Annotated in this window: 22 protein-coding genes; 9 read left to right on the top strand and 13 right to left on the bottom strand. The window is 58.0% G+C overall.

Going from position 1 to position 23255, the window contains the following annotated elements:
- The first annotated feature begins 53 nt into the window (after positions 1-53).
- Together htpX and ruvB are read left to right on the top strand one after the other, a co-directional pair.
- Positions 54-962 (top strand): zinc metalloprotease HtpX, encoded by a 909-nt coding sequence (gene htpX / locus ACSBLW_RS08920; RefSeq protein WP_435259863.1) that lies wholly within the window; start codon positions 54-56, stop codon positions 960-962.
- A gap of 42 nt (positions 963-1004) precedes the next feature.
- Entirely contained in the window at positions 1005-2033 is a 1029-nt protein-coding gene (gene ruvB, locus ACSBLW_RS08915) for a Holliday junction branch migration DNA helicase RuvB (RefSeq protein WP_435259862.1), read from the top strand.
- Between the two features lie 99 nt (positions 2034-2132).
- Here the strand turns inward: ruvB and ribD are convergent, their stop codons facing one another.
- From ribD to ACSBLW_RS08890, 5 genes are all read right to left on the bottom strand, one after another.
- Entirely contained in the window at positions 2133-3200 is a 1068-nt protein-coding gene (ribD, locus tag ACSBLW_RS08910; RefSeq protein ID WP_435259861.1) for a bifunctional diaminohydroxyphosphoribosylaminopyrimidine deaminase/5-amino-6-(5-phosphoribosylamino)uracil reductase RibD, read from the bottom strand.
- Between the two features lie 26 nt (positions 3201-3226).
- The gene (gene nrdR, locus ACSBLW_RS08905; RefSeq protein WP_435259860.1) at positions 3227-3694 is read right to left on the bottom strand and encodes a transcriptional regulator NrdR; all 468 of its coding nucleotides are present in this window, start codon (positions 3692-3694) and stop codon (positions 3227-3229) included.
- A gap of 151 nt (positions 3695-3845) precedes the next feature.
- Entirely contained in the window at positions 3846-4661 is an 816-nt protein-coding gene (locus ACSBLW_RS08900) for a hypothetical protein (protein ID WP_435259859.1), read from the bottom strand.
- Between the two features lie 138 nt (positions 4662-4799).
- Positions 4800-5075, bottom strand: coding sequence for an HlyU family transcriptional regulator (locus ACSBLW_RS08895; protein WP_435259858.1), 276 nt, complete (start codon positions 5073-5075; stop codon positions 4800-4802).
- Between the two features lie 74 nt (positions 5076-5149).
- A complete protein-coding gene (locus ACSBLW_RS08890) occupies positions 5150-5620 on the bottom strand; it encodes a hypothetical protein (RefSeq protein ID WP_435259857.1) in 471 nt (156 codons plus the stop codon).
- 224 nt (positions 5621-5844) lie between these two features.
- Here ACSBLW_RS08890 and ACSBLW_RS08885 point away from each other — a divergent pair, with 224 nt between their 5' ends.
- Positions 5845-6240 (top strand): rhodanese-like domain-containing protein, encoded by a 396-nt coding sequence (locus ACSBLW_RS08885; RefSeq protein ID WP_435259856.1) that lies wholly within the window; start codon positions 5845-5847, stop codon positions 6238-6240.
- A gap of 60 nt (positions 6241-6300) precedes the next feature.
- On the opposite strand, the gene ACSBLW_RS08880 is transcribed toward ACSBLW_RS08885, so the two are convergent.
- From ACSBLW_RS08880 to dnaG, 3 genes are all read right to left on the bottom strand, one after another.
- Positions 6301-6603, bottom strand: coding sequence for a hypothetical protein (locus tag ACSBLW_RS08880; RefSeq protein ID WP_435259855.1), 303 nt, complete (start codon positions 6601-6603; stop codon positions 6301-6303).
- Positions 6604-6644: 41 nt separating this feature from the next.
- The gene (rpoD, locus tag ACSBLW_RS08875; protein ID WP_435259854.1) at positions 6645-8645 is read right to left on the bottom strand and encodes an RNA polymerase sigma factor RpoD; all 2001 of its coding nucleotides are present in this window, start codon (positions 8643-8645) and stop codon (positions 6645-6647) included.
- Positions 8646-8788: 143 nt separating this feature from the next.
- Positions 8789-10747, bottom strand: a complete 1959-nt coding sequence (dnaG, locus tag ACSBLW_RS08870) for a DNA primase (RefSeq protein WP_435259853.1) — start codon at positions 10745-10747, stop codon at positions 8789-8791.
- Between the two features lie 119 nt (positions 10748-10866).
- Here dnaG and ACSBLW_RS08865 point away from each other — a divergent pair, with 119 nt between their 5' ends.
- Entirely contained in the window at positions 10867-11490 is a 624-nt protein-coding gene (locus tag ACSBLW_RS08865; RefSeq protein ID WP_435259852.1) for a hypothetical protein, read from the top strand.
- Between the two features lie 138 nt (positions 11491-11628).
- On the opposite strand, the gene ACSBLW_RS08860 is transcribed toward ACSBLW_RS08865, so the two are convergent.
- The gene (locus tag ACSBLW_RS08860; RefSeq protein ID WP_435259851.1) at positions 11629-12072 is read right to left on the bottom strand and encodes a CreA family protein; all 444 of its coding nucleotides are present in this window, start codon (positions 12070-12072) and stop codon (positions 11629-11631) included.
- Between the two features lie 93 nt (positions 12073-12165).
- A complete protein-coding gene (locus tag ACSBLW_RS08855; RefSeq protein ID WP_435259850.1) occupies positions 12166-14217 on the bottom strand; it encodes an FAD-dependent oxidoreductase in 2052 nt (683 codons plus the stop codon).
- Positions 14218-14343: 126 nt separating this feature from the next.
- Here ACSBLW_RS08855 and ACSBLW_RS08850 point away from each other — a divergent pair, with 126 nt between their 5' ends.
- On the top strand, positions 14344-14979 hold the full coding sequence (locus ACSBLW_RS08850; protein WP_435259849.1) for a TetR/AcrR family transcriptional regulator: 636 nt from the start codon (positions 14344-14346) through the stop codon (positions 14977-14979).
- Here ACSBLW_RS08850 and ACSBLW_RS08845 read toward each other — a convergent pair.
- Positions 14976-16232 (bottom strand): AGE family epimerase/isomerase, encoded by a 1257-nt coding sequence (locus ACSBLW_RS08845; protein WP_435259848.1) that lies wholly within the window; start codon positions 16230-16232, stop codon positions 14976-14978. The two genes, ACSBLW_RS08850 and ACSBLW_RS08845, sit on opposite strands and share 4 nt — an antisense overlap.
- Positions 16233-16302: 70 nt before the next feature.
- The gene (locus tag ACSBLW_RS08840; RefSeq protein WP_435259847.1) at positions 16303-17325 is read right to left on the bottom strand and encodes a LacI family DNA-binding transcriptional regulator; all 1023 of its coding nucleotides are present in this window, start codon (positions 17323-17325) and stop codon (positions 16303-16305) included.
- A gap of 181 nt (positions 17326-17506) precedes the next feature.
- Between ACSBLW_RS08840 and ACSBLW_RS08835 the strand changes: the two genes are divergently transcribed.
- From ACSBLW_RS08835 to ACSBLW_RS08820, 4 genes are all read left to right on the top strand, one after another.
- Positions 17507-18520, top strand: a complete 1014-nt coding sequence (locus tag ACSBLW_RS08835) for a sterol desaturase family protein (protein WP_435259846.1) — start codon at positions 17507-17509, stop codon at positions 18518-18520.
- Between the two features lie 57 nt (positions 18521-18577).
- A complete protein-coding gene (locus ACSBLW_RS08830) occupies positions 18578-18889 on the top strand; it encodes a MocE family 2Fe-2S type ferredoxin (RefSeq protein WP_435259845.1) in 312 nt (103 codons plus the stop codon).
- Between the two features lie 123 nt (positions 18890-19012).
- Entirely contained in the window at positions 19013-19663 is a 651-nt protein-coding gene (locus ACSBLW_RS08825; protein ID WP_435259844.1) for a TIM barrel protein, read from the top strand.
- Positions 19664-19667: 4 nt separating this feature from the next.
- A complete protein-coding gene (locus ACSBLW_RS08820; protein WP_435259843.1) occupies positions 19668-20492 on the top strand; it encodes a 3-methyl-2-oxobutanoate hydroxymethyltransferase in 825 nt (274 codons plus the stop codon).
- 67 nt (positions 20493-20559) lie between these two features.
- Here ACSBLW_RS08820 and mprF read toward each other — a convergent pair whose 3' ends face one another.
- Complete coding sequence (gene mprF, locus ACSBLW_RS08815; RefSeq protein WP_435259842.1) at positions 20560-23166, bottom strand: bifunctional lysylphosphatidylglycerol flippase/synthetase MprF; 2607 nt, start codon at positions 23164-23166, stop codon at positions 20560-20562.
- Between the last annotated feature and the right edge of the window lie 89 nt (positions 23167-23255).

The raw sequence follows: 23255 nt of genomic DNA, 5'->3' as shown, positions 1-23255 counted from the left end.
GGTCTTGGTAGACCGGCTTTCTGCGCCCATATGCAGGCGGAAGGAGTTTTTTCATGGCTGGTTACGCAAAAACAGCACTGCTGATGGCCGCATTGACGGCTTTGTTCATGGGGTTGGGGGCGCTGCTGGGTGGCAGCACGGGCGCGGTGATCGCCTTGGTGGTTGCCGCAGCAATGAACCTGATGGGGTATTGGAACGCTGATAAGGCAGTATTGTACATGTCTGGCGCGCGCGAGGTGGACGCACGAAGCGCGCCTGACCTGGTCCATATGGTGCATGAATTGGCGGATGGTGCCGGGATGCCGCGCCCCAAAGTCTATGTGATTGAAACCGACCAACCCAATGCATTTGCAACGGGACGCAATCCCGAGAATGCGGCCGTGGCTGCAACGACCGGTCTGTTGCGTCGTCTGTCGCGCGAAGAGGTGGCTGCGGTCATGGCGCATGAACTGGCTCATATCCGCAACCGCGACACTCTGATTATGACAGTAACGGCTACCTTTGCCGGTGCGATTTCGATGTTGGCGAACTTTGCGCTGTTCTTTGGTGGAGATCGTGACCGTCCCGGTGGTGTTTTGGGGACATTGGCCCTGATGATCCTTGCACCCATGGCCGCAGCTTTGGTGCAGATGGCAATATCGCGCAGCAGGGAATATGAGGCCGACCGAGTGGGGGCCGAGATTTGTGGGAATCCAATGTGGCTGGCCAGCGCGTTGATGAAGATCGAAGCCTTTGCAAAGGGCATTGATATGAACGCTGCTGAGCGCAATCCAGCGATGGCGCATCTTTTCATCATCAACCCGCTGCACGCCCATGCACATGATGCGCTGTTTTCCACGCATCCCAATACGGCAAACCGAATTGCGGCGCTTGAGGCGATGGTTGTCACACCATCTCGCAGGCCTATACAACAATCGTCAGTTCCGCGGGCAGGGCGGCGCAATGCCGGTCCTTGGGCCTGATCTGCGCTTGCCAAATGCCGCGCGTTCGGGGAATGTTCACGCATGATGAACCCCGATCCTGCCCTTCGCCCTGACCGCCTGCCCGAGGATTCTGACCGTGCTTTGCGGCCTCAGGGGCTTGAAGAATTCATTGGTCAGCACGAAGCACGCGCCAATTTGCGCGTTTTTATCGAAGCCGCGCGGATGCGGGGCGAAGCGATGGATCACACGTTGTTTCACGGCCCGCCCGGTTTAGGGAAGACCACCTTGGCGCAGATCATGGCGCGGGAACTGGGGGTCGGCTTTCGTATGACCAGTGGCCCGGTGCTGGCCAAGCCCGGCGATTTGGCAGCGATCCTCACCAATCTGGAACCGCGGGATGTGCTTTTTATCGACGAAATTCATCGTTTGAGTCCGGTCGTAGAAGAGGTTCTGTATCCGGCGATGGAGGATTTCGCGCTGGATCTGGTGATTGGAGAAGGGCCCGCAGCGCGCACGGTGCGGATCGATTTGCAGCCCTTTACATTGGTTGGGGCGACCACGCGTTTGGGTCTATTGACCACGCCACTGCGTGATCGCTTTGGCATTCCGACACGGCTGCAATTCTATACGGAAAATGAACTCATTGAGATCGTGACCCGTGGGGCGCGCCTTTTGGGGGTGACGGCAGAGCCTGACGGATGCCGGGAAATCGCGCGGCGTGCGCGCGGAACGCCCCGAATTGCCGGGCGATTGCTGCGGAGGGTCGTCGATTTTGCGATGGTGGAAGAAGGCGGGCGGATCAGCCGTGCCTTGGCTGACCGGGCTTTGACGCGGCTTGGCGTGGATAATTTGGGCCTTGATGGCGCGGACAGGCGCTATCTGACGTTGCTTGCCGAAAACTATGGGGGTGGCCCGGTGGGGGTTGAGACAATTGCAGCGGCATTGTCTGAACCGCGCGACGCGATTGAAGAGGTGATCGAACCGTATCTGCTTCAGCAAGGTTTGATCCAACGTACACCGCGTGGCCGGATGTTGGGCGGAAAGGCTTGGCGACACTTGGGACTAGAGGCCCCGAAAAGCGCCTCGCAGCCGGATATGTTTGAAGGGTAGGTCGTGGTGCGGTTTGGTTTGGCAGTTTGACTTTCCCTTGTTCTGCCGAACGCCGCGTTAGCCCAATCTGAATCCCGAAGAGATGTGCAGATCTGGCTATTAGGGCCTGACCCAACGCGTCAGGATATCCGCTCCGACGATGCGGGTTTCGGCCAAAGCAAATTGCGGGGCTGCGGCCAAGGCGGGCAAGGCCATTGGTCCAAGGGCGGGGGTGCCTTCGGCGCCGATCAGTTTTCCAGTTGTGAAATGGATCAGTTCGTCGACCATATCAGCCTTAAGCAGAGCTGCAGCAATGGTTCCGCCACCTTCGGACAGGATGCGTGTAAGTCCCTCGGCAGCAAGGATTTTAAGGGCGACTGTCAGATCCAGCCCGATGTCGTTGACGGGACAGGGCAGCAGGCGTGCGCCGATTGCCGTCCAGTCTGCTTGGCGGTCTTGAGGTGCGTCCGGGCCATGCAGAATCCAAACCTGCGTTTCGCGCGCTGTGCGCCCTAAGCGGCTGTCCGGATCATGTCGCAGGTTGCGGTCCAGCAAGATGCGAACAGGTTGATGGTCTGCACCCAGATTGCGGGCCGTCAGGTCGGGGTCGTCTGCCAGCGCCGTACCTGTCCCGACCATGACGGCATCATGGGTCAGGCGTAGCATATGGACATGGCGGCGTGCCTCGGGACCCGTAATCCAACGGCTTTCGCCCGTGGCGGTCGCGATGCGGCCATCCAACGTCGTCGCGAGTTTTAAGGTAACCAGCGGCAGCCCTTGGGTGACACGTTTCAGGAACCCGGCATTCAACTGCCGGGCTGATTTTTCCAGAATGTTTTCAGTGACTTCAAGGCCTGCAGCCCGAAGTATGGCATGGCCTTTTCCAGCAACACGGGGGTCCGGGTCAGTAAGGGCGGTGACCACACGACTGATACCGGACGCGATCAATGCCTCGGCGCAGGGGGGTGTCTTGCCGTGATGGGCGCAGGGTTCCAAAGTGACATAGGCCGTTGCACCTTGGGCATCCCCGGCCTGATCCAGCGCGTGGCGCTCGGCATGGGGGCGGCCGCCCGGTTGGGTCCAGCCGCGACCGATGATCCGGTCGTTCCTGACCAGAACACAACCGACAGCCGGGTTCGGCCAAGTACGACCAAGCCCCCGCGCTGCAAGCGCGAGGGCATGGGACATGTGATTGAGATCGGCGTCAGAGACGCTCACTCGTCTACCTTGTCACTGGGCCTAAGTTCGCTGACGAACTTGTCAAAGTCGTCTGCGGCTTGGAAGTTCTTGTAAACGCTGGCGAACCGGACATAGGCCACGGTGTCGATCCGGGCCAGACTTTCCATGACGATCTCACCAATGGTGCGTGATGGGATGTCAGTTTCGCCCAAGGATTCCAGCCGGCGCACAATGCCCGAGATCATCTGGTCGATCCGTTCCGGGTCAATCGGACGCTTTTGCATGGCGATGCGAATGGACCGTTCCAGCTTGTCGCGGTCAAAATCCTCGCGTTTCCCGCTAGTCTTGACGACGACAAGGTCACGCAACTGGACCCTCTCGTAGGTGGTAAACCGGCCTCCGCATGCCGGGCAGAAACGACGGCGCCGGATGGCGACATGGTCTTCGGCCGGACGGGAGTCCTTCACTTGTGTATCTATGTTACCGCAGAATGGGCAGCGCATGGCTCCCTCCTTGCTTGTCGTTTTCGTGCCTGCCTCAAATCCCGGTGTTCCCCCGGGTATTTATCCACAGACTATAGGGGCAAGATGTCGATTTCGCCTAGAGGGGAATTCATGCCCCTGCATCTGGTGTGCGGGGTGTGGCGCTGCGGACTCAGGAAGCGGCCTTGTGTTCCATCAGAGAGCCGATGATGAGATCATGCCAATCCTTGACCAGAATGGCCCCGAAGTCCTGCGAAAAGTGGTTCTCGTCCTGTGGCATGGCAAGCGGTTGGCCCATTTCAAGCATGCGCGGCGTCGGGTTGTAGACTAGCCCGCCCTCCTCCTGAACAATACGGGAGAGCAGACTGATCAATTGGTCGCGCAGCGGGACGCGATCTCCGTTGCGGCCGAGGGCATCGACATGTGTGACGAAGAGTGACTCCGGGAACCTTGACATTAGCGCGCGCACGTCGCGGCGCAGATCTTCCTCTGTGGTCATGTGAAGCCGAATGCGGCGCAAGATCTGGACGTCTTCTGTTTGCTCGTCCGTCTGGGACCAAGTTTCACGAAGGAACCGGTCGATCTCGTTTTGATCGCGGGTGCGGATTACGCGGATAAAGTTGTTCTTCCGCTTTTGGTCGGCGAAGAAACTTTCGAATTCGCGTTGCATGCAGTTGATCTGAATCTCGAAACCGTCGAGTTCGAATTGTTTCGCCGAGCTGATTTCGATGATCGCAAGATCCGGGATGGTTTCCATCGGACCATCCCGCGGGATGACCTGAGGATCGGTGTGGATCATGAAACGCATCATGTGTTGCGGAATGTCAATTTCACCGAAGGTGAAACGGACCTGCTGCAAGGCGCCAGCACTGGTATGGGTGAAACCAAGATAGCGTGTACGGTCAATTTTGTAGCCGTAAGTGGGCTGTGCCGCTGAAAGCGGGTTCCAGATACGACAGGATCCGACGGGTATAATCCGAAAGCTCATGAGTAGAGCGAACATCAGGACGTGCCTGTTTGTCAATCAGGGTGCGTTAACCATTTCCCAAAGATGCAGCAGTTGATGAAAAACTCTGGTCGAAAGTCTCAACGATCAGGCCGGCTAGGACAATGATTTTAGGAAGCTTCAGGATGGCGTGCCGAACAGCCTGTCACCCTGTTCGTCGATCATCCGCTTTGCTTTGGCAATCGAGGCGGAGATGGCGGTGATTTCGTCATCCAGCATATCGGCGCGGATCAGGCTGTGCATCTGATCGCCCTTTTCGATGCGGGCCGAAAGGCGAAAGCGCGAGCCTTCGCGGATCGGCGTTGGGATGATGGTAAAGCCGTTATATTCCTCGGGCTTGTGTTCCTGCGCGGCGGGCTTTGGGCGGGAGCCGAAGAGTTTGGATAAGAGGGACATGGGTCAGTCTCCGTGAGGCTGAGATTTCCTCTAGCATGAAGCAAAGGGCGGGGGTGTCAATCGCAGCCGGGCCGCTAGTCGAGGATGATCCGTGCCGCGCCGGTCCATGTCAGAACTGCGCCAAGGGTTCCAAGGATCAGGAACCCCGTACCAAGGACGGGCAGCACGAAACTGGCGGGAAAAAGGGTTTCGGGGTCTTCCGGGTTTACATAGGCGCTGAGGCAGTCGCCCACACGGCGGTTCGTGTCCTCTTCAAGGGTGCCGACATGTTGGGTCTGCCCCAGCGAAAAGGAGAGGGTCACTTTCGTTGGGTCAAAGCCTTCTTTTGCGAGGATCTTTCCGGAGACCGGCACCCAGTCCCGTTTGACGCGCCACCGCACATGAAGCATCGCGCCGCCAATCACGGCAAAGCCAAGCGGGCCAAGAGCGGCATAGGCGCGATGATTGGTCTGGTTATAGACGGCGTAACCGAACAGGAACAGCGCTATGCCACAGATCGCGCCAAAGAGGATGACCGTGTTGGGGTGGCGAGAATGCGATTTCAAAGGTCTGACTTGCAAGACAACCATTACAGATCTGCGGTGCAGTATTGGGGTGCAGCGGCCTATTTGCAAGAAAGAAGGCTTTGGGCGCAGGATCTGAACGGCTTCAAGGAGGGGGCAGGCGGGAGAGGGCAAGGGAAAGTTGGATGGGCTGAGATACGGCTTGCCCACGCCCCCAGTTTGGACGCATGCTTTGGCCTTATTCTCTGTCGAAAAGGAGCGCTATGATGGTTCTGACGGTCAAAGAGATGCTTGCAGGTGCACATGCCGAGGTTCCGCGTATTGATACAGGCAGCGCCCGGACAATGATGGCCGAGAAGGGCGCGCTTTTGCTGGACATCCGCGATGCGCCTGAGTTGGACAAGACGGGCCGCGCCGAAGGTTCACACCACATCCCGCGCGGGATGCTGGAGTTCCGGGCCGATCCGGAGTCGCCTTACCATGACCCCGAACTGCGCCGGGACCGTCCGGTGATTTTGCATTGCGCGTCGGGCGGCCGGGCGGCTCTGGCTGGGAAGTTGCTGAAGGACATGGGGTTTCAGACCGTTTTCAATCTCGGCGGGCTGAAGGACTGGAAAGAAGGTGGCGGGCCAGTCGAAGAACCGCTGGATCAGGGGATGTAACTGTTCTTGCCGCGAAAGGTCGAGAGAGGCTCGGGCTGAAGCGCGGCCTGCGCTACTGAATTATTTTCGCCCACGCGTCCGGTGTGTGCGATTGTAGCCTATGGTGGGATCATTTGAGCTCAGGCCGCGAATAAATTCGCTTTCTTTCAAAGAGACGAGCGTTTTGTCGTCGCTTTCAAAGAGGATTTCCTTGCGGAGTGTAAAGTCGCGGAGCTCATAGAGCTCAAAATCCGCTTCGACCGTTTCGTTATGCCACGACCCAAAATAGCGCAGGGAATGTCCAGGTTCGCCGATATCTTTGCCGACATAGATCTTGCCGTTTGGAAAGGTGATTTTGTAGACGACGTATCTTAGTTTACGCATAAGCAATCCAAAACAAAAAGCGCCCCTTGGGGCGCTTTTCTTTACTGGTCAAGGAAGCTGCGGAGTTTGCGGCTGCGGCTGGGGTGTTTCAGCTTCCGCAGCGCCTTCGCCTCGATCTGGCGGATACGTTCGCGGGTGACGCTGAACTGCTGGCCGACCTCTTCCAGCGTGTGGTCGGTGTTCATGCCGATGCCAAAGCGCATGCGGAGCACGCGTTCTTCGCGGGGGGTGAGGGAGGCCAACACGCGGGTCGTGGTTTCCTTCAGGTTTTCCTGAATTGCGCTGTCCAGCGGCAGGATCGCGTTCTTGTCTTCGATGAAATCGCCAAGCTGGCTGTCTTCTTCGTCGCCAATCGGGGTTTCCAGAGAAATCGGTTCCTTTGCGATCTTCATCACCTTGCGAACCTTTTCCAGCGGCATTTGCAGCTTTTCGGCCAGTTCTTCCGGTGTCGGCTCGCGGCCGATTTCGTGCAGCATCTGGCGTCCGGTGCGGACCAGCTTGTTGATCGTTTCGATCATGTGCACCGGAATACGGATGGTGCGGGCCTGATCGGCGATCGAGCGGGTGATGGCCTGACGGATCCACCATGTCGCATAGGTCGAGAACTTGTAACCACGGCGGTATTCGAACTTGTCGACCGCCTTCATGAGGCCGATGTTGCCTTCCTGAATGAGGTCAAGGAACTGCAACCCGCGGTTGGTGTATTTCTTGGCGATGGAAATCACGAGACGCAGGTTGGCCTCGACCATTTCCTTCTTGGCCTGACGGGCTTCTTTTTCGCCCTTTTGCACCTGATTCACGATGCGGCGGAATTCAGAGATGTCGACGCCGATATACTGGCCGACTTGCGCCATGTCGTTGCGGAGCTCTTCCACCTTGTCGCGGTATTTCTCCATCAGCATCTGCCAGCCGCGGCCCGATTTGTCGGCCATGCGGTCCAGCCAGGTCGGGTCAAGCTCATAGCCCTGATATTCGGCGATGAATTCCTGACGATTGATGCGGGCATTGTCTGCCAGTTTCACCATGCCCGAGTTGATCGACATGATGCGGCGGTTGATGCCGTAAAGCTGGTCGATCAGGGCCTCGATCCGGTTGTTGTGCAGGTGAAGTTCGTTCACCAAGGTCACGATTTCCGAACGCAGCTTTTGATAGGCGGCTTCGTCTTCGACCGAGAAGACCTGACGCTTGGAGAGCGCGGCGTTCATCCGCGCGTCCTGCATTTCCGACAGTTTGACGTAGTCGCGGGCGATCACTTCCAGCGTTTCAAGAACCTTGGGTTTCAGTGCGGCTTCCATAGCGGCAAGCGACATGTTCGAGGCGTCGTCGTCCTCGTCGTCGTCGTCCTGACGCATGATCGGGTTGCCATCGGCATCCAGTTCCGGTTCGGCGCTGCTTTGGCGGCGCGGCGCACTCTCGCCACTTTCGACCGAGACGCCGTCCAGTTCCGGGCCATCCATTTCGTCGTCGCCATCGAGGTTCCGGCCGAAGGTGGCTTCGAGGTCGATGACGTCGCGCAGCAGAATGTCTTCGTTCAGAAGTTCGTCGCGCCAGATGGTGATGGCCTGAAAGGTCAGTGGGCTTTCGCACAGCCCGAGGATCATTGTGTTTCGGCCAGCCTCGATCCGCTTTGCGATGGCAATTTCGCCTTCGCGGGACAGAAGCTCGACTGAGCCCATTTCGCGCAGATACATACGAACCGGGTCATCGGTGCGGTCAAGCGTTTCGGTTGCCGCGCCAACAACAGCCACTTCGCGCGAGGTCGAGGTTTCGACCAATTCGCCGCCAGCGGGTGTTTCGCCCTCTTCGGCTTCGTCGTCTTCGATGACGTTGATGCCCATTTCGGACAGCATCGCCATGACGTCTTCGATCTGCTCGCCCGAAACCTGTTCCGGCGGCATGACCTGATTGAGCTGTTCGTAGGTGATGTAGCCACGCTCTTTGGCGTCAGCGATCATCTTTTTGACCGCGGCCTGGCTCATGTCGAAGGAAACGTCTTCTGCTTCGGCTTCGGGCTTGGCGTCGTCGGTGTCTTTCAGGGCCATGTCTGCTCCTTGACGGGCGTGATCTCGGGGCGTGCGCGCGAATCGAGTCGCTGTTTTCGAATCAATAACGCGAATCACAGCAGGTTAAAGGCTTTGAGGCCATTTTCTTGGCAACTGAGGTCAGAATGCCGGATTATCTCGGGTCAATGCTTGCGTCCTCCGCGGGTGAAGTCGATCGAATCATGCAATCTGCGAGCGCGCTCCAATTCATCACGGTCCAGTTCGACCCCATTGGGGGCCAGCACAGAATCACCTTTGCTGTCTTGCGGACCACGCGCCGCCGAATGACGAGCCTCGGCTGCTTTTGAGAGTCGCCATGTAAGGCCCTCATCGGCCACGCCTTCTAGATCGTCAGTCGCTTCAAGAATTTCAAGGTGGTGCGCACGGTCGGCCTGAAGCCGGGCGAAGGCTTCGGCAAGGCAAGCTTCGGCCAGTTCAGGGTCGGCCTCGGGCTTTAGTGACGTAGTGATGCGCACATGCGGGTGGTAGATCACGGCCTCGGTTGGCAATGGGGCCTCGGCCATCAGGACGGCCAGCAGGTCGGGCGCAGCTTGGTGATAGAGGATGAGATTGCGAAGCAGGTCATGACCCTCGCCGCGGAATTCCAACCGCTCGAGTGACGACTCAAAGCGGGGGATCAGGTGCGGGTGATAGATGCAGCCTGAGAGAATCACAGCTTCTCGAAGAGCGTCTTGAATTACCTCAGGGGCAGCCGCGAGCAGGCTGTTCTTGGTCGACCGGACTGGACCGGAGACATTTACCTTTTCTTTGCCGCGCTTCCTATGTGCGGTTGACGTTTTCCAATTCGCTGAGCGGAAAAGCTCTTCACGCATTTTGAAAAGGAGGTCGCTATACCGCTTCTTAAGTATAGGATTTGAAATCTTTTCCGTTAATGCAACAAGGCGCGCCTCAAGCGCAGCTTGTGTCTCAGGCGAGGAAAAATCTCGCCCTTCGATTTCACGGTCCCACAGCAGGCGGACCATCGGCTGCGCCTCGTCCAGCACTTTTTGCATGGCGGGCGCGCCCTGTTGTTTGATCAGGTCATCGGGGTCGAGGCCGGGAGGTAGCACTGCGAAGCGCAGGCCCTTTCCGGCCTCTAGTAGCGGCAGGGCAAGGTCGATGACCCGCAGGGCGGCGCGGATGCCGGCGGCATCGCCGTCCAGAGCGATGATGGGTTCATGTGAAATGCGCCACAAGAGGCGCAACTGGTCTTCGGTGACGGCGGTGCCAAGCGGCGCCACGGCGGCGCGAAAGCCTGCCTCGGAAAGGGCGATGACATCCATATAGCCTTCGGCGACGATCAGGGGCATGCCCTTCCCCGCAGCTTCGCGTGCGGGGGCCTGATTAAAGAGGTTGCGGCCCTTGTCGAAAAGCGGGGTTTCGGGGCCGTTCAGATATTTGGCATTGTCCTTCGGGTCCATCGCCCGGCCGCCAAAAGAAATGGCACGACCACGGCCATCGCGGATGGGAAACATGATGCGATTGCGGAACCGGTCATAGGGGTCGTTTGACTTGCCGCCCTTCTCTGACCTGACGCAAAGGCCGGTGTCGATCAGGAGATCATCAGCGATGCCCTTTTGTTTCATCGCCAGTTGCAGACCGTGCCAGCCATCAGGGGCAAAGCCAATTTCCCAGCGGTCCTGCGCGGCCTCGGACAGGCCACGTTTGGCGAGATAAGCGCGGGCGTCAGCTGCGGCTGAGGTTTTCAATTGCAGACGGAACCATTTCACCGCCTCTTCCATCACTTCGGACAGTTGGGTGCGGCGGTCAGCCTTTTCGGCGGCCTGAGGGTCTCGCGCGGGCATGGTCATGCCTGCTTCACGCGCCAGCGATTCGACTGCTTCTATAAACGGCAGGTTTTCCGCCTCTTTCACAAAGGTCAGTACATCGCCTTTGGCGTGGCAGCCGAAGCAATAGTAGAAACCCTTACGGTCGTCGACGTGGAAAGACGCGGATTTTTCCTGATGGAACGGGCATGGGGCCCACCAGTCACCTTTGGCCATGTTCGATTTGCGCATGTCCCAAGTGACCTTGCGCCCGACGATCTGAGAGAGCGTCACGCGGGTGCGGAGTTCATCAAGGAAGCCGGGCGGGAGAGACATGGGGGGAATATCGGGTCTTGGGGGGCGCGAGTCCAGATGCCAAAGGTGATGCATGGGCCTGGGTTGTCTGACCGAACGGGTCGCGCTAATCGGGGCGCAGGCATGCAAGAGAGGTTGCCATGGACGCGCACGCGATCGAAGACCTGTTCACCCGCAAGGACGGATCTTATCTGTTTGCCCGCTGGGGCAGACCAATTGTTCCCGTGGTTTTCGGCGTGGACGATGCGACTCTTTCGGTGGTGAAGGGAGCGCTTGAGGCAGTCGTCACCTTGGCCCAGCACAAGATGGCCGAAACAGACCCCGAATTGGGTGCGAACCTGATGGTGTTCTTTTTCCGCGAATGGGACGAGTTGCGTCATCTGCCCAATTTGGACCGTTTGGTGCCGGATTTACTGCCTTTGGTGGACCGACTAGAGGCCGCAGATGCGAACCAGTATCGGATTTTCCGCTTTGACGAAAATGGGGCGATCAAGGCCTGTTTCGTCTTTCTGCGGATGGACGCACATTTGTCAGATGTTCCGGCAGAAACATTGGCGCTGAGCCAGGCGGTACAGTCGATCCTGTTGTGGAGTGATCGTGCCTTTCAGGATGCCTCACCCTTGGCAAGGGCCGGGGATGGCGTGGTTTTGCGGCCAGAGATTGGCGATTTGATCAGGGCCGGATACGACCCGGTGATGCCCATGGTAGCGCATGATCCGTCCCACGCTTTGCGGCTTTTTGCGCGGATCAGGCCGACGCAATAGAAACGCCCGTGTGCAGTCCGCATTAAAACTATACTTTAGTGTAGGGATCAGCTACCGTCGCTGACGTAGTGAAAGTACCGAGTTTTGGGGTCGGGAGTTTCCCGACCCCTTTCCTGGCCAATTGGGCCGTGAGCGGTGCTATGGCAGCGGGATCACCGAAATCGACATCTTGCCAGAGCCTTGGGTCAGTTCGCTAGCATGGGCCAGATAGATCAAGGCATCGTTCTTGGCGTCATAGATCCGGGTAACCTTCAGCGATTTCAGGACCAGCGACTGACGTTCAGAAAAGACGGTTTCGCCATCGTCCCCTCGATCAATGTCACCCACCGAAATCGGCCCAGTTTGTGTGCAATCGACAGCGGAATAGCTGGGGTCTTCAAACCAGTTGCCGTTTGACAGGCGGTCAATCACTGAACGGTCAAAGTAGGCGACATGGCAGGTCACCCCTTGGACCTTTGGATCGGGGAAGGCGTCGATGATGATATCATTGCCGACCCAATCGACCCCCACGCGGCCCACTTCTTCCGCCACGGCGCCCATGGGGGCAAGGGAAATGGCAAGTGCCAGCAAATGTGATTTCATCAAAGCCTCCTGTCGGTTCAGTCGCCAGTACATAGGCAGCGGTTGCCCAATCTGTAAGGGCAACGCGCCGACCCAGCATTTGGTTCACCGAGATCAGAGGTCTTTTATGTAGCGCAGGCCATCGTAGATCGCGGCATGGATGTTGCGCGACGAGACTGCATCCCCAATGCGGAAGAGTTGGAAACGGCCTTCCGGGTTCGTGCGGATCTCTTGCGGGCGTCCTTCGATAAGGGCGTCTTGGTCTACCTCGCCAAGATTGACCGAGAGCGGCTTCAGATCGAAGTAGATTTGGGCGTTTGGCAGGGTGCCAGCGTTCACGACGATCTGGTCGTAATCCTTGTCACGCGTAAAGGACGAATAGTCGGTTCCCATTGTGGCCTTGATCCGGTTTCCCGAGCGCGACGCCTGTTTAAGCAGCCAAGTGACGGTAAAAGTAACATCTTTTTCCTGTAAGGTCCGCATATAGGGGACAAGATTCATCGCCATGACATCGCCCGAGAAGGTGCGGTCTCGGGTGGCGATTTCGACCTTTGCGCCTGCTGCGGCCAAGACATCTGCTGCCTGAAGCGCCGCATGGTCGCCGGTTTCGTCGTAGATCAGCACATCCTTGCCCGGCTTCACATCGCCGGAAAGGATGTCCCAAGCCGAAACGGTCAGGTCGTTACCCTCTTTCAAAATGTCTTTCTGGGGCAGGCCTCCGGTCGCGATTATGACGACATCCGGTTCAAGTGCCGTCACATCCGCGGCTTCGGCCCATGTGTTGAAGCGGAATTCGACGTCGCGCGCGGCGCATTGCGACATGCGCCAATCAATGATGCCAATCATCTCGGACCGCCGCTTAGTTTGCGCGGTAAGCCGCACTTGCCCACCAGCTTGCCCAGCGGCTTCAAACACGATGACTTCGTGTCCACGCTCAGCGGCAACGCGGGCGGCCTCAAGTCCACCGGGGCCTGCGCCCACCACGACGACCCGTTTTTTGCTTGGCGCCGCCGTTATGCTGTGCGGCATCGTTAGTTCGCGCCCAGTGGCTGGGTTGTGGATGCACAGTGCCTCGCCCGCGCCATAGATCCGGTCAAGGCAATAGGTGGCTCCGACACAGGGGCGAATATCGTGTTCGCGTCCTTCGCGGATTTTCTGAACCAGATGCGGGTCGGCCATGTGCGCGCGCGTCATGCCCACAAGGTCAAGTTGCCCGGTGGCGATGGCATGACGGGCGGTCGCGACATCGGGAATACGAGCTGCATGGAAAGTGGGCAGTCCGACCTCGGCCTTGACGCGGCCGGCGAAATCCAGATGGGGCGCGGATTTCATGCCACCGACAGGGATCACATCGGTCATCGCGACATCGGTGTGGATGCGGCCCCGGATCACGTTCAGGAAATCGACCATGCCGCTGTCACGCATGCGTTTGCCAAAAGCGATGCCTTCATCTGCCGTGGTGCCGCCCTCTTCAACCTCATCGGCCGCATAGCGAACGCCAATTAGAAAGTCTTTCGGCACTTGTTCGCGGATCGCGCCAATCACGTCCATTGCGAAATTCGTGCGCGTTTCCAATGTAGCTCCGCTATAGCGCCCACCTTCCAGCGTATTCGTCAAAGGAGAGACGAATTGATCCATAAGATGGCCGTAACATTCCAATTCGATCCCATCGAGGCCGGCTGCCGCCATGCGTTCGGCTGCATCTGCGTAGTTTTGAATAATGCGGGCAATGTCCCATTCTTCTACCACCTTGGGAAAGGCGCGGTGCGACGGTTCGCGTTCTGGCCCTGAGGATACGGAGGGAAGCCAGTTCCCTTTGGCCCATGTTGTGCGGCGGCCAAGGTGGGTCAATTGGATCATCACAGCGCAACCGTGGTCGTGGCATTCGTCGGTCAGGCGCTTCATCCACCCCACGACCTCATCCTTGTAGGCGAGGATATTGTTAAAGAGAGGTGGGCTGTCTTTGGAGACAGTTGCCGAGCCCGCAGTCATGGTTAAGCCAACCCCGGCCTTCGCTCGCTCGACGTGGTAGGCGCGGTAGCGATCCGTCGGCATCCCGTTTTCGGGATAGGCGGGTTCATGGCTGGTCGTCATGATCCGGTTTTTCAGGGTCAGATGCTTTAGCTGATAAGGCTGAAGGAGCGGATCGTTTGAGGAGGCGGACATGGCGAGACCTTGCGCGTTCGAGGGTGCATGGGGAGAAGATTCCTCAAAATGTTCATAACTGTCAAGTTTAAGATCATAGGTGAACATTTTCTTGTATTGCCTACTTTCTGACCGTAGGTTGAGGCAATGGAAAAGACCGACGAACAGGACAGCGGGTGGCGAGGATCGCGGGAGCTTTGGCTTGGCGCGGCCTATGAAGCCCTGATAGAGCAGGGCGTCGAGGCGGTGAAAATACAGCCCCTTGCGGCGCGCCTGCGGTTGTCGCGCACCAGCTTCTACTGGTTTTTCAAGGATCGTTCTGCCCTGCTGTCTGCATTGGCGGAGATGTGGGCCGAGCGGACCACGATGCCTTTGATCGCGGCTTGTGACGCCTATGCTGCAAGCAAAACCGAGGCGATGCTGAACGTCATCGGCTGCTTTTTGTCAGATCAGGCTTTTGACTCGCGTCTTGAATTCGCTACGCGTGGCTGGGCGCTGCAGGATGCCGAGCTTTTGCGACGTGTGCAGGAGGCCGATCAGGCGCGCCTGTCTTCGCTGACGGCGATGTTGGTCCGCTGGGGACATACCCAGGAAGATGCCGATGTCCGGGCGCGGACCATTTACCTGACGCAGATTGGCTACATCTCAATGCAGACACGCGAGGACACAGAAACCCGCTTGCTGAGGGTTCCGCATTACGTTGAGATCTATACGGGGCAGGCCCCAAGCGCGGCGGAGATGGACCGTTGCCGCGCGCGACTTATGGGACAGGCCGTGACCTAGGTGCCAGATTTTGCGAAGCTGGAACCAAGCTCGTCCATAGCGCGCGAGAGGCCCGGCGTCAGCGGGAAAAGCGTGGCCTGAACTGAATGATAGATGTCGGGCTTGCCCATGAATTGGGTGCGGGCAGGCTCACCTTCGTCATCGATTTCAGGGAACCAGCCGCCGTGCCGGTGGTCGACAAAATACTGGTCTGCGAAGTCCCACAGCTTTCGATACCAAAGCTCATCCTTGGACTTGCGCTCCAGCTTGATCAGGCTGGCCAAGGCACCGATCGCTTCGGTCACGGGCCACCAGTAGCGCGAGGGGATGGCGTGTTTGCCAGAAAAATCCAGCGTATAAACCAGACCACCGCGTTGTTGATCCCAAGCATCGGTCAGGGCGGTTTCGATGACCCGTCGCGCGATTGCAGGTGCGTCATTGACGGGGCGGCCGGACAGATCCCAATGCTGAAGCATCAGGCGACCAAGTTCAAAACTGTGCCCCGGGGTCGTGCCAGCGGGTCGGAACATCGGGTTTCCGGAATAGCCGGGGTCAACCTGCCAGTCCTTGGTGTAATGTTCGGGCAAGCGGAAGCCGTGGGCGGGGGCCATGCGACGCAGGAAGAAATTAAGAATCCGGCCCGCGCGGTTCAGATATCGATCGCGGCCCGTCGCTTCAAAAGCCGCTAGAAGCGCTTCGACCCCGTGCATATTGGCGTTCATTCCGCGATAGGTCGAGAAGGGAGTCCAATCCCGGTTCCACTCATCGGCAAAGAGGCCGTGATCGTCTTCCCAGTAATGCTTGTCCAAGATCTCGGATACGTCGTCGATCAGACGGTCAGCCTCGGGATGGCCCGCCATGCGTGCGGAAGACCCAGCCAGCAAGACGAAAACATGACCATATGCGAGCTTGCGTTCATCGTGAATTTGCGAGCCGTCCAGCGCCCAAAGATAACCACCATGGGCGTTGTCGCGATGGTGCGACCAAAGATAGGCCATACCTTGATCGATCATCGCCTCGCAGTTCACCTCGCCTGCAGCGCGCCCAAGTGCGTAGGAATGCACAAGCCGTGTGGTCGTGTGAAGTTCCTGAACGCGGCTTTCCAAAGGAACTCCGTCATAGCCCAACACATGGAAACCGCCATCTGCTGCAAGGCTGGTGCGAAAGAAATCGAACTGGCGCCGCGTATCCATTGCCAGCCACGCCCGATGTGTTGGGTCGTCCAGCCAGAAACTGTCTGGGGAAAGGTCGTCACTGGCAAGCGGTTGGCGCATGGTTTTTTCTTTCATGGCCCGTCTGGAGGCTGCTTTTGAGACAGGGCTGGCATGAGGGGGATGAGGGCCTTCAAAGATTTTCGCGGGTCAGCACTTCAAAGGGGATGATGCGGTTCAGGTTTCGGTGTGATCCTTGCAATGCCGAGACCATAGCGTCAATTGCCTCCAGTCCAAAGCGGTCCAGAGAGTGCGACATGAGAATCGTCAGAGTATCGTCCAGCAGGGCAGAGCGCGTCGTATCTGTCAGGTCATGCCCGATCATCGTCAGCTTTCCTGACTTTCCTTGCGCCCTGACGGCCTCAATAGCACCGCTGACCCCACCGCCGTTGACGTAAAGCCCGGCAAGGTCGTGATGTTTGACCAAGAGATGTTCGGTGATTTCCTGCGCGACTGCGGCAGATTCGAAGGTGGATTGCGGCTCTAGCAGCGAAAGGTCCGGCGCGAATTCGCGGAGGTAAGAGCGAAATCCGGCTTCTGTCATTTCCTGATTACGATAGCGGGGGTTGCCGACAAGAATTCCGATTTTGCCCGGAGTCCGGCAGAGATGGGCAAAGCCCCAAGCCGCGGTGCGCCCGAGTTTCCAATTGTCGAGGCCGATATATGGGATTTGGCCCGTTGAGGACATGGGGGCGACCAGTGAAAACACCTTCACGCCTGATCGTTCGATTTCGTTAATGGCTTCGGTCACAATGGGATGTACGGCAGAAACGATCCCAACCGCCTGACAATGGCGCGCAAGGTCTTTTGCGTGGTCTGCGGTGTTCTGCGGAGAGAGGTCTTCGATAAAGTCGATCCGCAGGTCAATGTCCACATCCGCCCTTGCAGCGGCTGCCTCGCGAAGGGTTTGGGCCAAGTTCTTGTAGAAGGGTCTGTGTGGCTGCAAGAGGAGCGCGCCAAGGCGCAGCTTTGGCCGGCTTGCCGCTACCCGCGACTGGATCGCGCCGAGGCCGTAGAAACCGATGCGCGCAGCAACGTTCTGCACATGCTGGCGCGTTGCAAGGCGCACATTTTCCGCCCCGGCCAAGACGCGGTTGACCGTGGCTACAGAAACATCGGCTGCTTTGGCCAAGTCTTTGATCGTCGGGCGCGCCATTACATTTCCTGATGTGCGTGTTTCATTTTGTATCATGCTTGGCGGTGAATTGATACAATTGAGACAAAGACTTTTCCGCGCGTTCCGGGAGCTTGATTTGAAAGCCGCCATGGCGCTTTGGTCATTGCGAGTACGAGCGCAGTCTGGATGGTTCCCATGCCTTGCGAAGGAAAAGATCGAAATGGATGACCTGAAATTCGGCACAAGGAACAAGCGCGGAGATTGGGCGCCAGCGGCCCGGCTTGAATATGCGCCGTTCTGGGAAAAGCCGGTCAGCCTGAAGAAGATCCTTGGATGGATTCCGGGCTATCTGTTCCCGTGGAACGCCTTTCACATGGCGGTGACGCTGGCCTATTGGGCATGGATCATCCCCGATGTCGAGGTGATGAAGACGCTGTCATGGGGATGGGCGCTTTGGCTTTATGTGGTTAATGCACTTGGCATTTTTATCATGTATGGCTCGATCGAACTGCTTTATTACGTCAAGCGCAAGCAGGGCACGCGGTTCAAGTACAACGCCAAGTTTCCCTCTGAACAGCCATCGGACGTGTTCTGGTTCAAAAGCCAGAACATCGACAATTTCCTGCGGTCCTTCCTGTTTTCCATCCCGCTTTGGACCGTGGTCGAGGTGATCTTTCTGTATGCCTATGCCAATGGCGCCGTGCCGTGGCTGGCTTGGGCCGACCACCCGGTTTATCTGGCCACTCTGGTCCTGATGGTACCGGTCATCCACGAGTTTCACTTCTTTTGTGTCCATCGGCTGATCCATTGGGGTCCGCTGTATAAATGGGTTCATTCGGTGCATCACAACTCGGTCAATGCAAGCCCGTGGTCATCTTTGTCGATGCATCCCGTGGAAGGGTTTTTGTATCATGCTGTCACATTGTGGCATCTGGTTCTTCCATCGAACCCGATCGTGGCCTTGTTCCAAGTGAACCTTGCCGGATACGGCGCACTGAACGGCCATATCGGTTTCGACAAGCTGGAGATCACCGAGACCACGCCGTTGGATAGCCACGCCTATGCCCATTACCTGCACCACAAGTATTTCGAGGTGAACTACGGCGGCGACGGGCTCCTTCCGCTGGATCGGTGGTTCGGCAGTTGGCACGACGGCACCAAGGAGGGCGACGCCCAGATGAATGCCCGGTTCCAGAAGAAGAAGGCGAAGATGAACGCCAAGGCCTCGACCTGACAGCGGGACCGCCTGCCGCATCGAATGAAGACCTGATTTGACGACGAGGAATGACCAATGCCAACTTGGATCCGCGCCTGTGCGACCGTCGATATCGAGACCGAAGATGTGATCCGCTTTGACCACGGGCCACAGACCTTTGTGATCATTCGCAGCCCCGAGGAGGAGTTCTTTGCCATGGATGGGATTTGCTCGCATGAGCATATCCATCTTTGCGACGGTCTGGTGATGGACGGGGTCATCGAATGCCCCAAGCACAATGCCCAGTTCGACTACAAGAATGGCGAGGCGATGCGCGCCCCGGCCTGCATCAACCTGTGGACCTTCCCCGTAAAGGTGGAAGGCGGCACCGTCTTTATCGAGATCTGACATGGCTTTTCAACTGGCTGCCTGCGCGGAAATGCTTTGGCGCGACAAACCGATCGACTGGCGGGCCAGCCGGTTAAAAGAGATGGGGTTTGGCGTCGGCCTGGGGAATGGCCGGCGTGGGATTTGGCAAAGCTGGAAAAGACTGGCGCGACCTTTACCATCATGAATGGCTATCTCGAGGGCCGCCTGACCGATACAGAGGGCGCGGCGATGCTGCTGGCCTCGGCCAGAGAAACAGTTGCCGTTGGCAAGCGGCTGGGGGTGCAGCGGCTGAACCTGCACGGCACAGGGCTTGGCGATATGGGCGTGCCAATCCCGAAGATCGGGGCCTTTGCGCCGGGAATGGTCGTGCGGGCCCGTGATACGCTGAACCGGATCTGCGATCTGGCCGAGGCAGAGGGCGTGGTCTTTACGCTGGAAAACCTGAACCCGATTGACCATCCGGGCTGCCCCTTTGGCTCGACGACCGATGTGCTGGCCTTGGTCTCGTCGATCAACCGTCCACAGCTGCGGATCAACCTTGATCTTTACCACACCCAGATCGGGGAGGGCGATCTGATCCGCTGGTGCGAGGCCTGCCTGCCATGGATCGGCGAGGTGCAGGTTGCCGACAACCCCGGCCGCTGCGAACCGGGCACGGGAGAGATCAACTATGCCGGGGTGGCCCGGTCATTGGCGGCCATGGGCTATGATGGCCCGGTCGGTCTTGAAGCCTTTGCGAAGGGGTCTGAGGACGCGGCCCTGGACGCATTCCGCAGCGCGTTCACGGTATAATCCCATGGTTCACAAGAATAACCGCCCAACCGTTCACGACATGCGCAAGATGAAGGCGCGTGGCGAGAAGATCTCGATGCTATATGTGACGACACCCGACGAGGCCGCAGCGGCCGGTGCTGCGGGCGTTCAGATGTTGTCCATCGAAGGTAAATACTTCGACGCGGAAATGCGCGAGGCGGCGGGAAGCTGTTTTGTGCAGGTTGGTCTGCCCTATGCCATGCATGGCAATTTCCAAGGCCGCGCCTTGGCCACGGCAGAAGACTATCTTCGGGCGGCCTATTACTTTGGTCAGTTGGGCGGCGATTGCTATTACTGCGCGGCCAGTTTGAACATCCAGAAAGTGCTTTGTGAAAACAAGGTGCCCATTGTTGCCCATGTGGGTCTTGTACCGGGTTACATCACGTGGACAGGGTGGCGCGCCGTTGGAAAGACCGCAACAGAGGCCCGGCAGCTTTGGGACCAGATCAAGCGGTTGGAAGCGATTGGGTGCTTCGGCGCGGAACTGGAAGTGGTCCCGGCCAAATTGGGTGCTTTCCTGAGTGCGAATACCAGCATGCTGATGCTGGGGATGGGGGCAGGGCCAGGAGCGGATGCGCAATACCTTTTTGCCGAAGACGTTCTGGGATCCACCGATGGCCACAAACCGCGTCACGCCAAAACCTATCGCAACTTCGCAGCGGAATACGCTCGGCTGCAAGATGAGCGCATAGCCGCGTTCAAAGAGTTCAAGGCCGATGTGGATGTTGGTAATTATCCGCAGTCCGAGCACGATGTACCGATGGACGACGGTGAAATGGCGTCCTTTCTTCAGTCGATACAGGATTAAATAACGGACTGAACTATGGCCAAACGATTACAGCGCAGTTGCAGGCGATAAGGCCGGAGCGGCCTTTTCATTTTGACTTTCGGCCAAATAGAATAGCACTGCTGCCAGCAATCAGGATCGCGACATTGGTCATTGCCCGTGTTGGCGAAAGCCCAGGAGGAACGGCGATGTAGCGTGGGTTCCAGTTTGGCTGGAAGCCCTGCTTGAAATCTCGCAAAGCTTCGAAGTCGGGGAAAGCTGCGCTTTTGCGGTAGAGGAAGCTTCCAAATCGGCTCCAAAGTCGCTCGACCGACCGGGAAGAAAGATCTTCCGGTGGCGCGATGCCAAGGCTGAAGGTTTGCGCGCCGAGGTCACGGTATCGTTCGATAAGGGCTAAATGCAGGAAGCCAAGAATATCTGGCCCAACCTCGGGTGAGAAGCGAAGCAGGTCCAGCGAAACATGATGTCCCAAACCGGGCGCAAAGACGGTCGCGAAGGCGACGAGTTCGCCTTTGATGCGCACGGTCGCAAGCGGGAAATTGGTCAGATAGGTTGGGTCGAAACGCCCGACGTTGAAATTCTTCTCTCGGCCAAGCATGGCTTCAAGCCAGGAATCCGAGATTCCTTTTGTTTCCGCCAGCAGCTTTTCCGAATGCGGCGGGGCCGAAACATCAACGACTGCGCCATTGGCCTGCCAAGAGGCCGCTTCTTCACGAAGGGAAGCAAATGCGGGATCCCAAAGGTGAAGTCCATGTAAGTTGACGCTGGCTTCTTCGCCGATGCGATGCAGTGAAAAGCCCATTTCGCCATAAAGCCCAAGGTTATCTTCGCGCAGGTCAAAAAAGACCGGAAGCGCCCCCGACTGACGGGCGAGGTCGGCAAAAGTCCAGCACAAGCCCGACGCTTCCTCTGGCTCCCCGATTGGATCACCCAGAGCGATCCAAGTCTTGCCCTGCTCGCGGAACATTAGGAATGCGCCACCTTGTTCCGACATAAGAAACCGCTTGTCCCCCGTCAGGGCCAGAAAAGCTGACGGAACACCGCTCTGGTCAATGATATCCTCGATCTTTGTCTTTACGGCTGGGTCGTCCAGCGTGGCCGGGGTTGCAGGTTTGTGCCGGATGGCCATGGCGATCGCGAACAGGAAAAGCAGGGCTGAGGCCAGAAGTCCGGAACGAAGTGCGCGGGGCGTGTCGGCTCCTTCGGCAAGGATTGACCAAAGATCCCCCGTGCCCTGAGGCGTGCGGTGAATGAAAAAGAAGAACACCCCGGCCCCGATTAAGACAGCAAATACAAGGACAAACCAATTCGGGCTGAAGAGGCTGTCAGTCAGATCGGCCTGACGATAGAAACTGCGTCGGAAAGGCAAAAGCAGCAAAGCGCCAGCAGCAAGTAGGGCCGCATTGTCCAGATCGAAATCATTCAGAAGTGAAGCGACAACGCCTGCGCCAAGGGCAAGCATCATCAGCCAAAAGGCCGATTTGATGCGCCGACCAAGCCCGTGCGACAAGATCAGAAGGGTGACCCCAAGTATCGCCAAAAGCAGGGTGCCACCTTCTCGCATCAAGGCAGCAATCAGTCTTATCTCTTCTACCGCTTCGCCTTGAACGGATGGGATCAACGAGACCATGACGAGATAGACGCCGAACCCGAACGAGACCAGCGCGGTAAGGGATGGAACCATGTCATGGATGGCCTCTAGCGCCGGGCGCATGGGGGCAGGAATGCGCCCCGTCAGCCGACTGATCGCGCCTTCGGCCAGACGTAGTTCGTTAAGCGATACAAGAGCGAAACCGAGAATGAACGGCAGCAGGTAATAGATCATGCGGAACATCAGAAGTGCCGCAGCCACTTCGCTGACCGGGATATGACCCGGCAGTGTTCCGATGACGACGGCCTCGAACACGCCGACGCCACCAGGAACATGGCTGAGAATTCCCACCATCATTGCTATGGCATAGATCGCAACGAAGACATCGAAGGGCGGTGTGCCCGCAGGCATCAGAACCCAAAGTGTAAAGGCTGCGCCGACGACATCAACGATAGTAACCATGGCTTGACCCGCAAGGTTGCGTGGCGAAGGCAGGCGCAGTTCAAGTTTCCAGATGCGCAGGGAGTGGTTCGACCATGAAACGTAAACGATCAAGGCGATCATGCCGAAGAAGATGGCCGCAGAGCCAAACTGGATCAGGTTGGGGGGGAAGGGAAGTATGCCGGAAACGACCTGAGGGTGCAGCGCCAACGCGCCAAGGCCGGCTAGGGTCAGGCCCGTTCCCAAGGCAACGGCGATGTAGCCAGAGACGGTCGCAACCTCAAATGCGTTAAGCCCAAAGGCCGAGTAAATGCGATATCGGACAGCCCCGCCGGAAATCACACTTACGCCGATGGTATTCCCAAACGCGTAGGCAAGAAACCCACCCAAGCTGACCACTCGCAGGGGAAGCTTTCGTCCGATGAAACGAAGGGCAAGAACGTCGTACCCGACAAGCGCTGCATAAGCGATCGCTGTTGCCAGTATTGCGGCCAACAGAACAGGTGTCGGCACAGACCGGACATGGGCAAGCACAGCTGCCGGGTCGACAGGCTTCAGAAGATGGTGCAAGGCAAAAAGGCCAAGACCGAACAAGCCCAAGCCAAGAAGGACGGGAAAGACGCGCCGCAGCATGACAACGATGGGCGATGTGGTAATTGACATGGAGGCGAAGACCCCGAAACCTGTTGCTAGCAGCTATGGGATGAAGAGGCTTCTGTAAACACCGCCCCCGATAAATTCCCGGCGAGCAA

It is taken from the genome of Thioclava sp. FR2 (genome assembly GCF_051200875.1).
In the GTDB taxonomy this organism is placed as follows: Bacteria; Pseudomonadota; Alphaproteobacteria; order Rhodobacterales; family Rhodobacteraceae; genus Pseudotabrizicola.
The sequence above is the reverse complement of the archived record's forward strand: the minus strand, read 5'-3'. Positions and strand labels throughout refer to the sequence as shown.

Bases quoted from the DNA above. Each gene is read 5' to 3' on its own strand.
- dnaG (WP_435259853.1), bottom strand. From the start codon at position 10,747: ATGTCTCTCCCGCCCGGCTTCCTTGATGAACTCCGCACCCGCGTGACG.
- ACSBLW_RS08860 (WP_435259851.1), bottom strand. From the start codon at position 12,072: ATGAAATCACATTTGCTGGCACTTGCCATTTCCCTTGCCCCCATGGGC.
- ACSBLW_RS08840 (WP_435259847.1), bottom strand. From the start codon at position 17,325: ATGGCGCGCCCGACGATCAAAGACTTGGCCAAAGCAGCCGATGTTTCT.
- ribD (WP_435259861.1), bottom strand. From the start codon at position 3,200: ATGTCCCATGCCCTCGCGCTTGCAGCGCGGGGGCTTGGTCGTACTTGG.
- htpX (WP_435259863.1), top strand. From the start codon at position 54: ATGGCTGGTTACGCAAAAACAGCACTGCTGATGGCCGCATTGACGGCT.
- ACSBLW_RS08900 (WP_435259859.1), bottom strand. From the start codon at position 4,661: ATGAGCTTTCGGATTATACCCGTCGGATCCTGTCGTATCTGGAACCCG.
- ACSBLW_RS08880 (WP_435259855.1), bottom strand. From the start codon at position 6,603: ATGCGTAAACTAAGATACGTCGTCTACAAAATCACCTTTCCAAACGGC.
- rpoD (WP_435259854.1), bottom strand. From the start codon at position 8,645: ATGGCCCTGAAAGACACCGACGACGCCAAGCCCGAAGCCGAAGCAGAA.
- mprF (WP_435259842.1), bottom strand. From the start codon at position 23,166: ATGTCAATTACCACATCGCCCATCGTTGTCATGCTGCGGCGCGTCTTT.
- ruvB (WP_435259862.1), top strand. From the start codon at position 1,005: ATGATGAACCCCGATCCTGCCCTTCGCCCTGACCGCCTGCCCGAGGAT.
- ACSBLW_RS08895 (WP_435259858.1), bottom strand. From the start codon at position 5,075: ATGTCCCTCTTATCCAAACTCTTCGGCTCCCGCCCAAAGCCCGCCGCG.
- ACSBLW_RS08855 (WP_435259850.1), bottom strand. From the start codon at position 14,217: ATGTCCGCCTCCTCAAACGATCCGCTCCTTCAGCCTTATCAGCTAAAG.
- ACSBLW_RS08820 (WP_435259843.1), top strand. From the start codon at position 19,668: ATGGTTCACAAGAATAACCGCCCAACCGTTCACGACATGCGCAAGATG.
- ACSBLW_RS08845 (WP_435259848.1), bottom strand. From the start codon at position 16,232: ATGCGCCAACCGCTTGCCAGTGACGACCTTTCCCCAGACAGTTTCTGG.
- ACSBLW_RS08885 (WP_435259856.1), top strand. From the start codon at position 5,845: ATGGTTCTGACGGTCAAAGAGATGCTTGCAGGTGCACATGCCGAGGTT.
- ACSBLW_RS08850 (WP_435259849.1), top strand. From the start codon at position 14,344: ATGGAAAAGACCGACGAACAGGACAGCGGGTGGCGAGGATCGCGGGAG.
- ACSBLW_RS08830 (WP_435259845.1), top strand. From the start codon at position 18,578: ATGCCAACTTGGATCCGCGCCTGTGCGACCGTCGATATCGAGACCGAA.
- ACSBLW_RS08865 (WP_435259852.1), top strand. From the start codon at position 10,867: ATGGACGCGCACGCGATCGAAGACCTGTTCACCCGCAAGGACGGATCT.
- ACSBLW_RS08835 (WP_435259846.1), top strand. From the start codon at position 17,507: ATGGATGACCTGAAATTCGGCACAAGGAACAAGCGCGGAGATTGGGCG.
- nrdR (WP_435259860.1), bottom strand. From the start codon at position 3,694: ATGCGCTGCCCATTCTGCGGTAACATAGATACACAAGTGAAGGACTCC.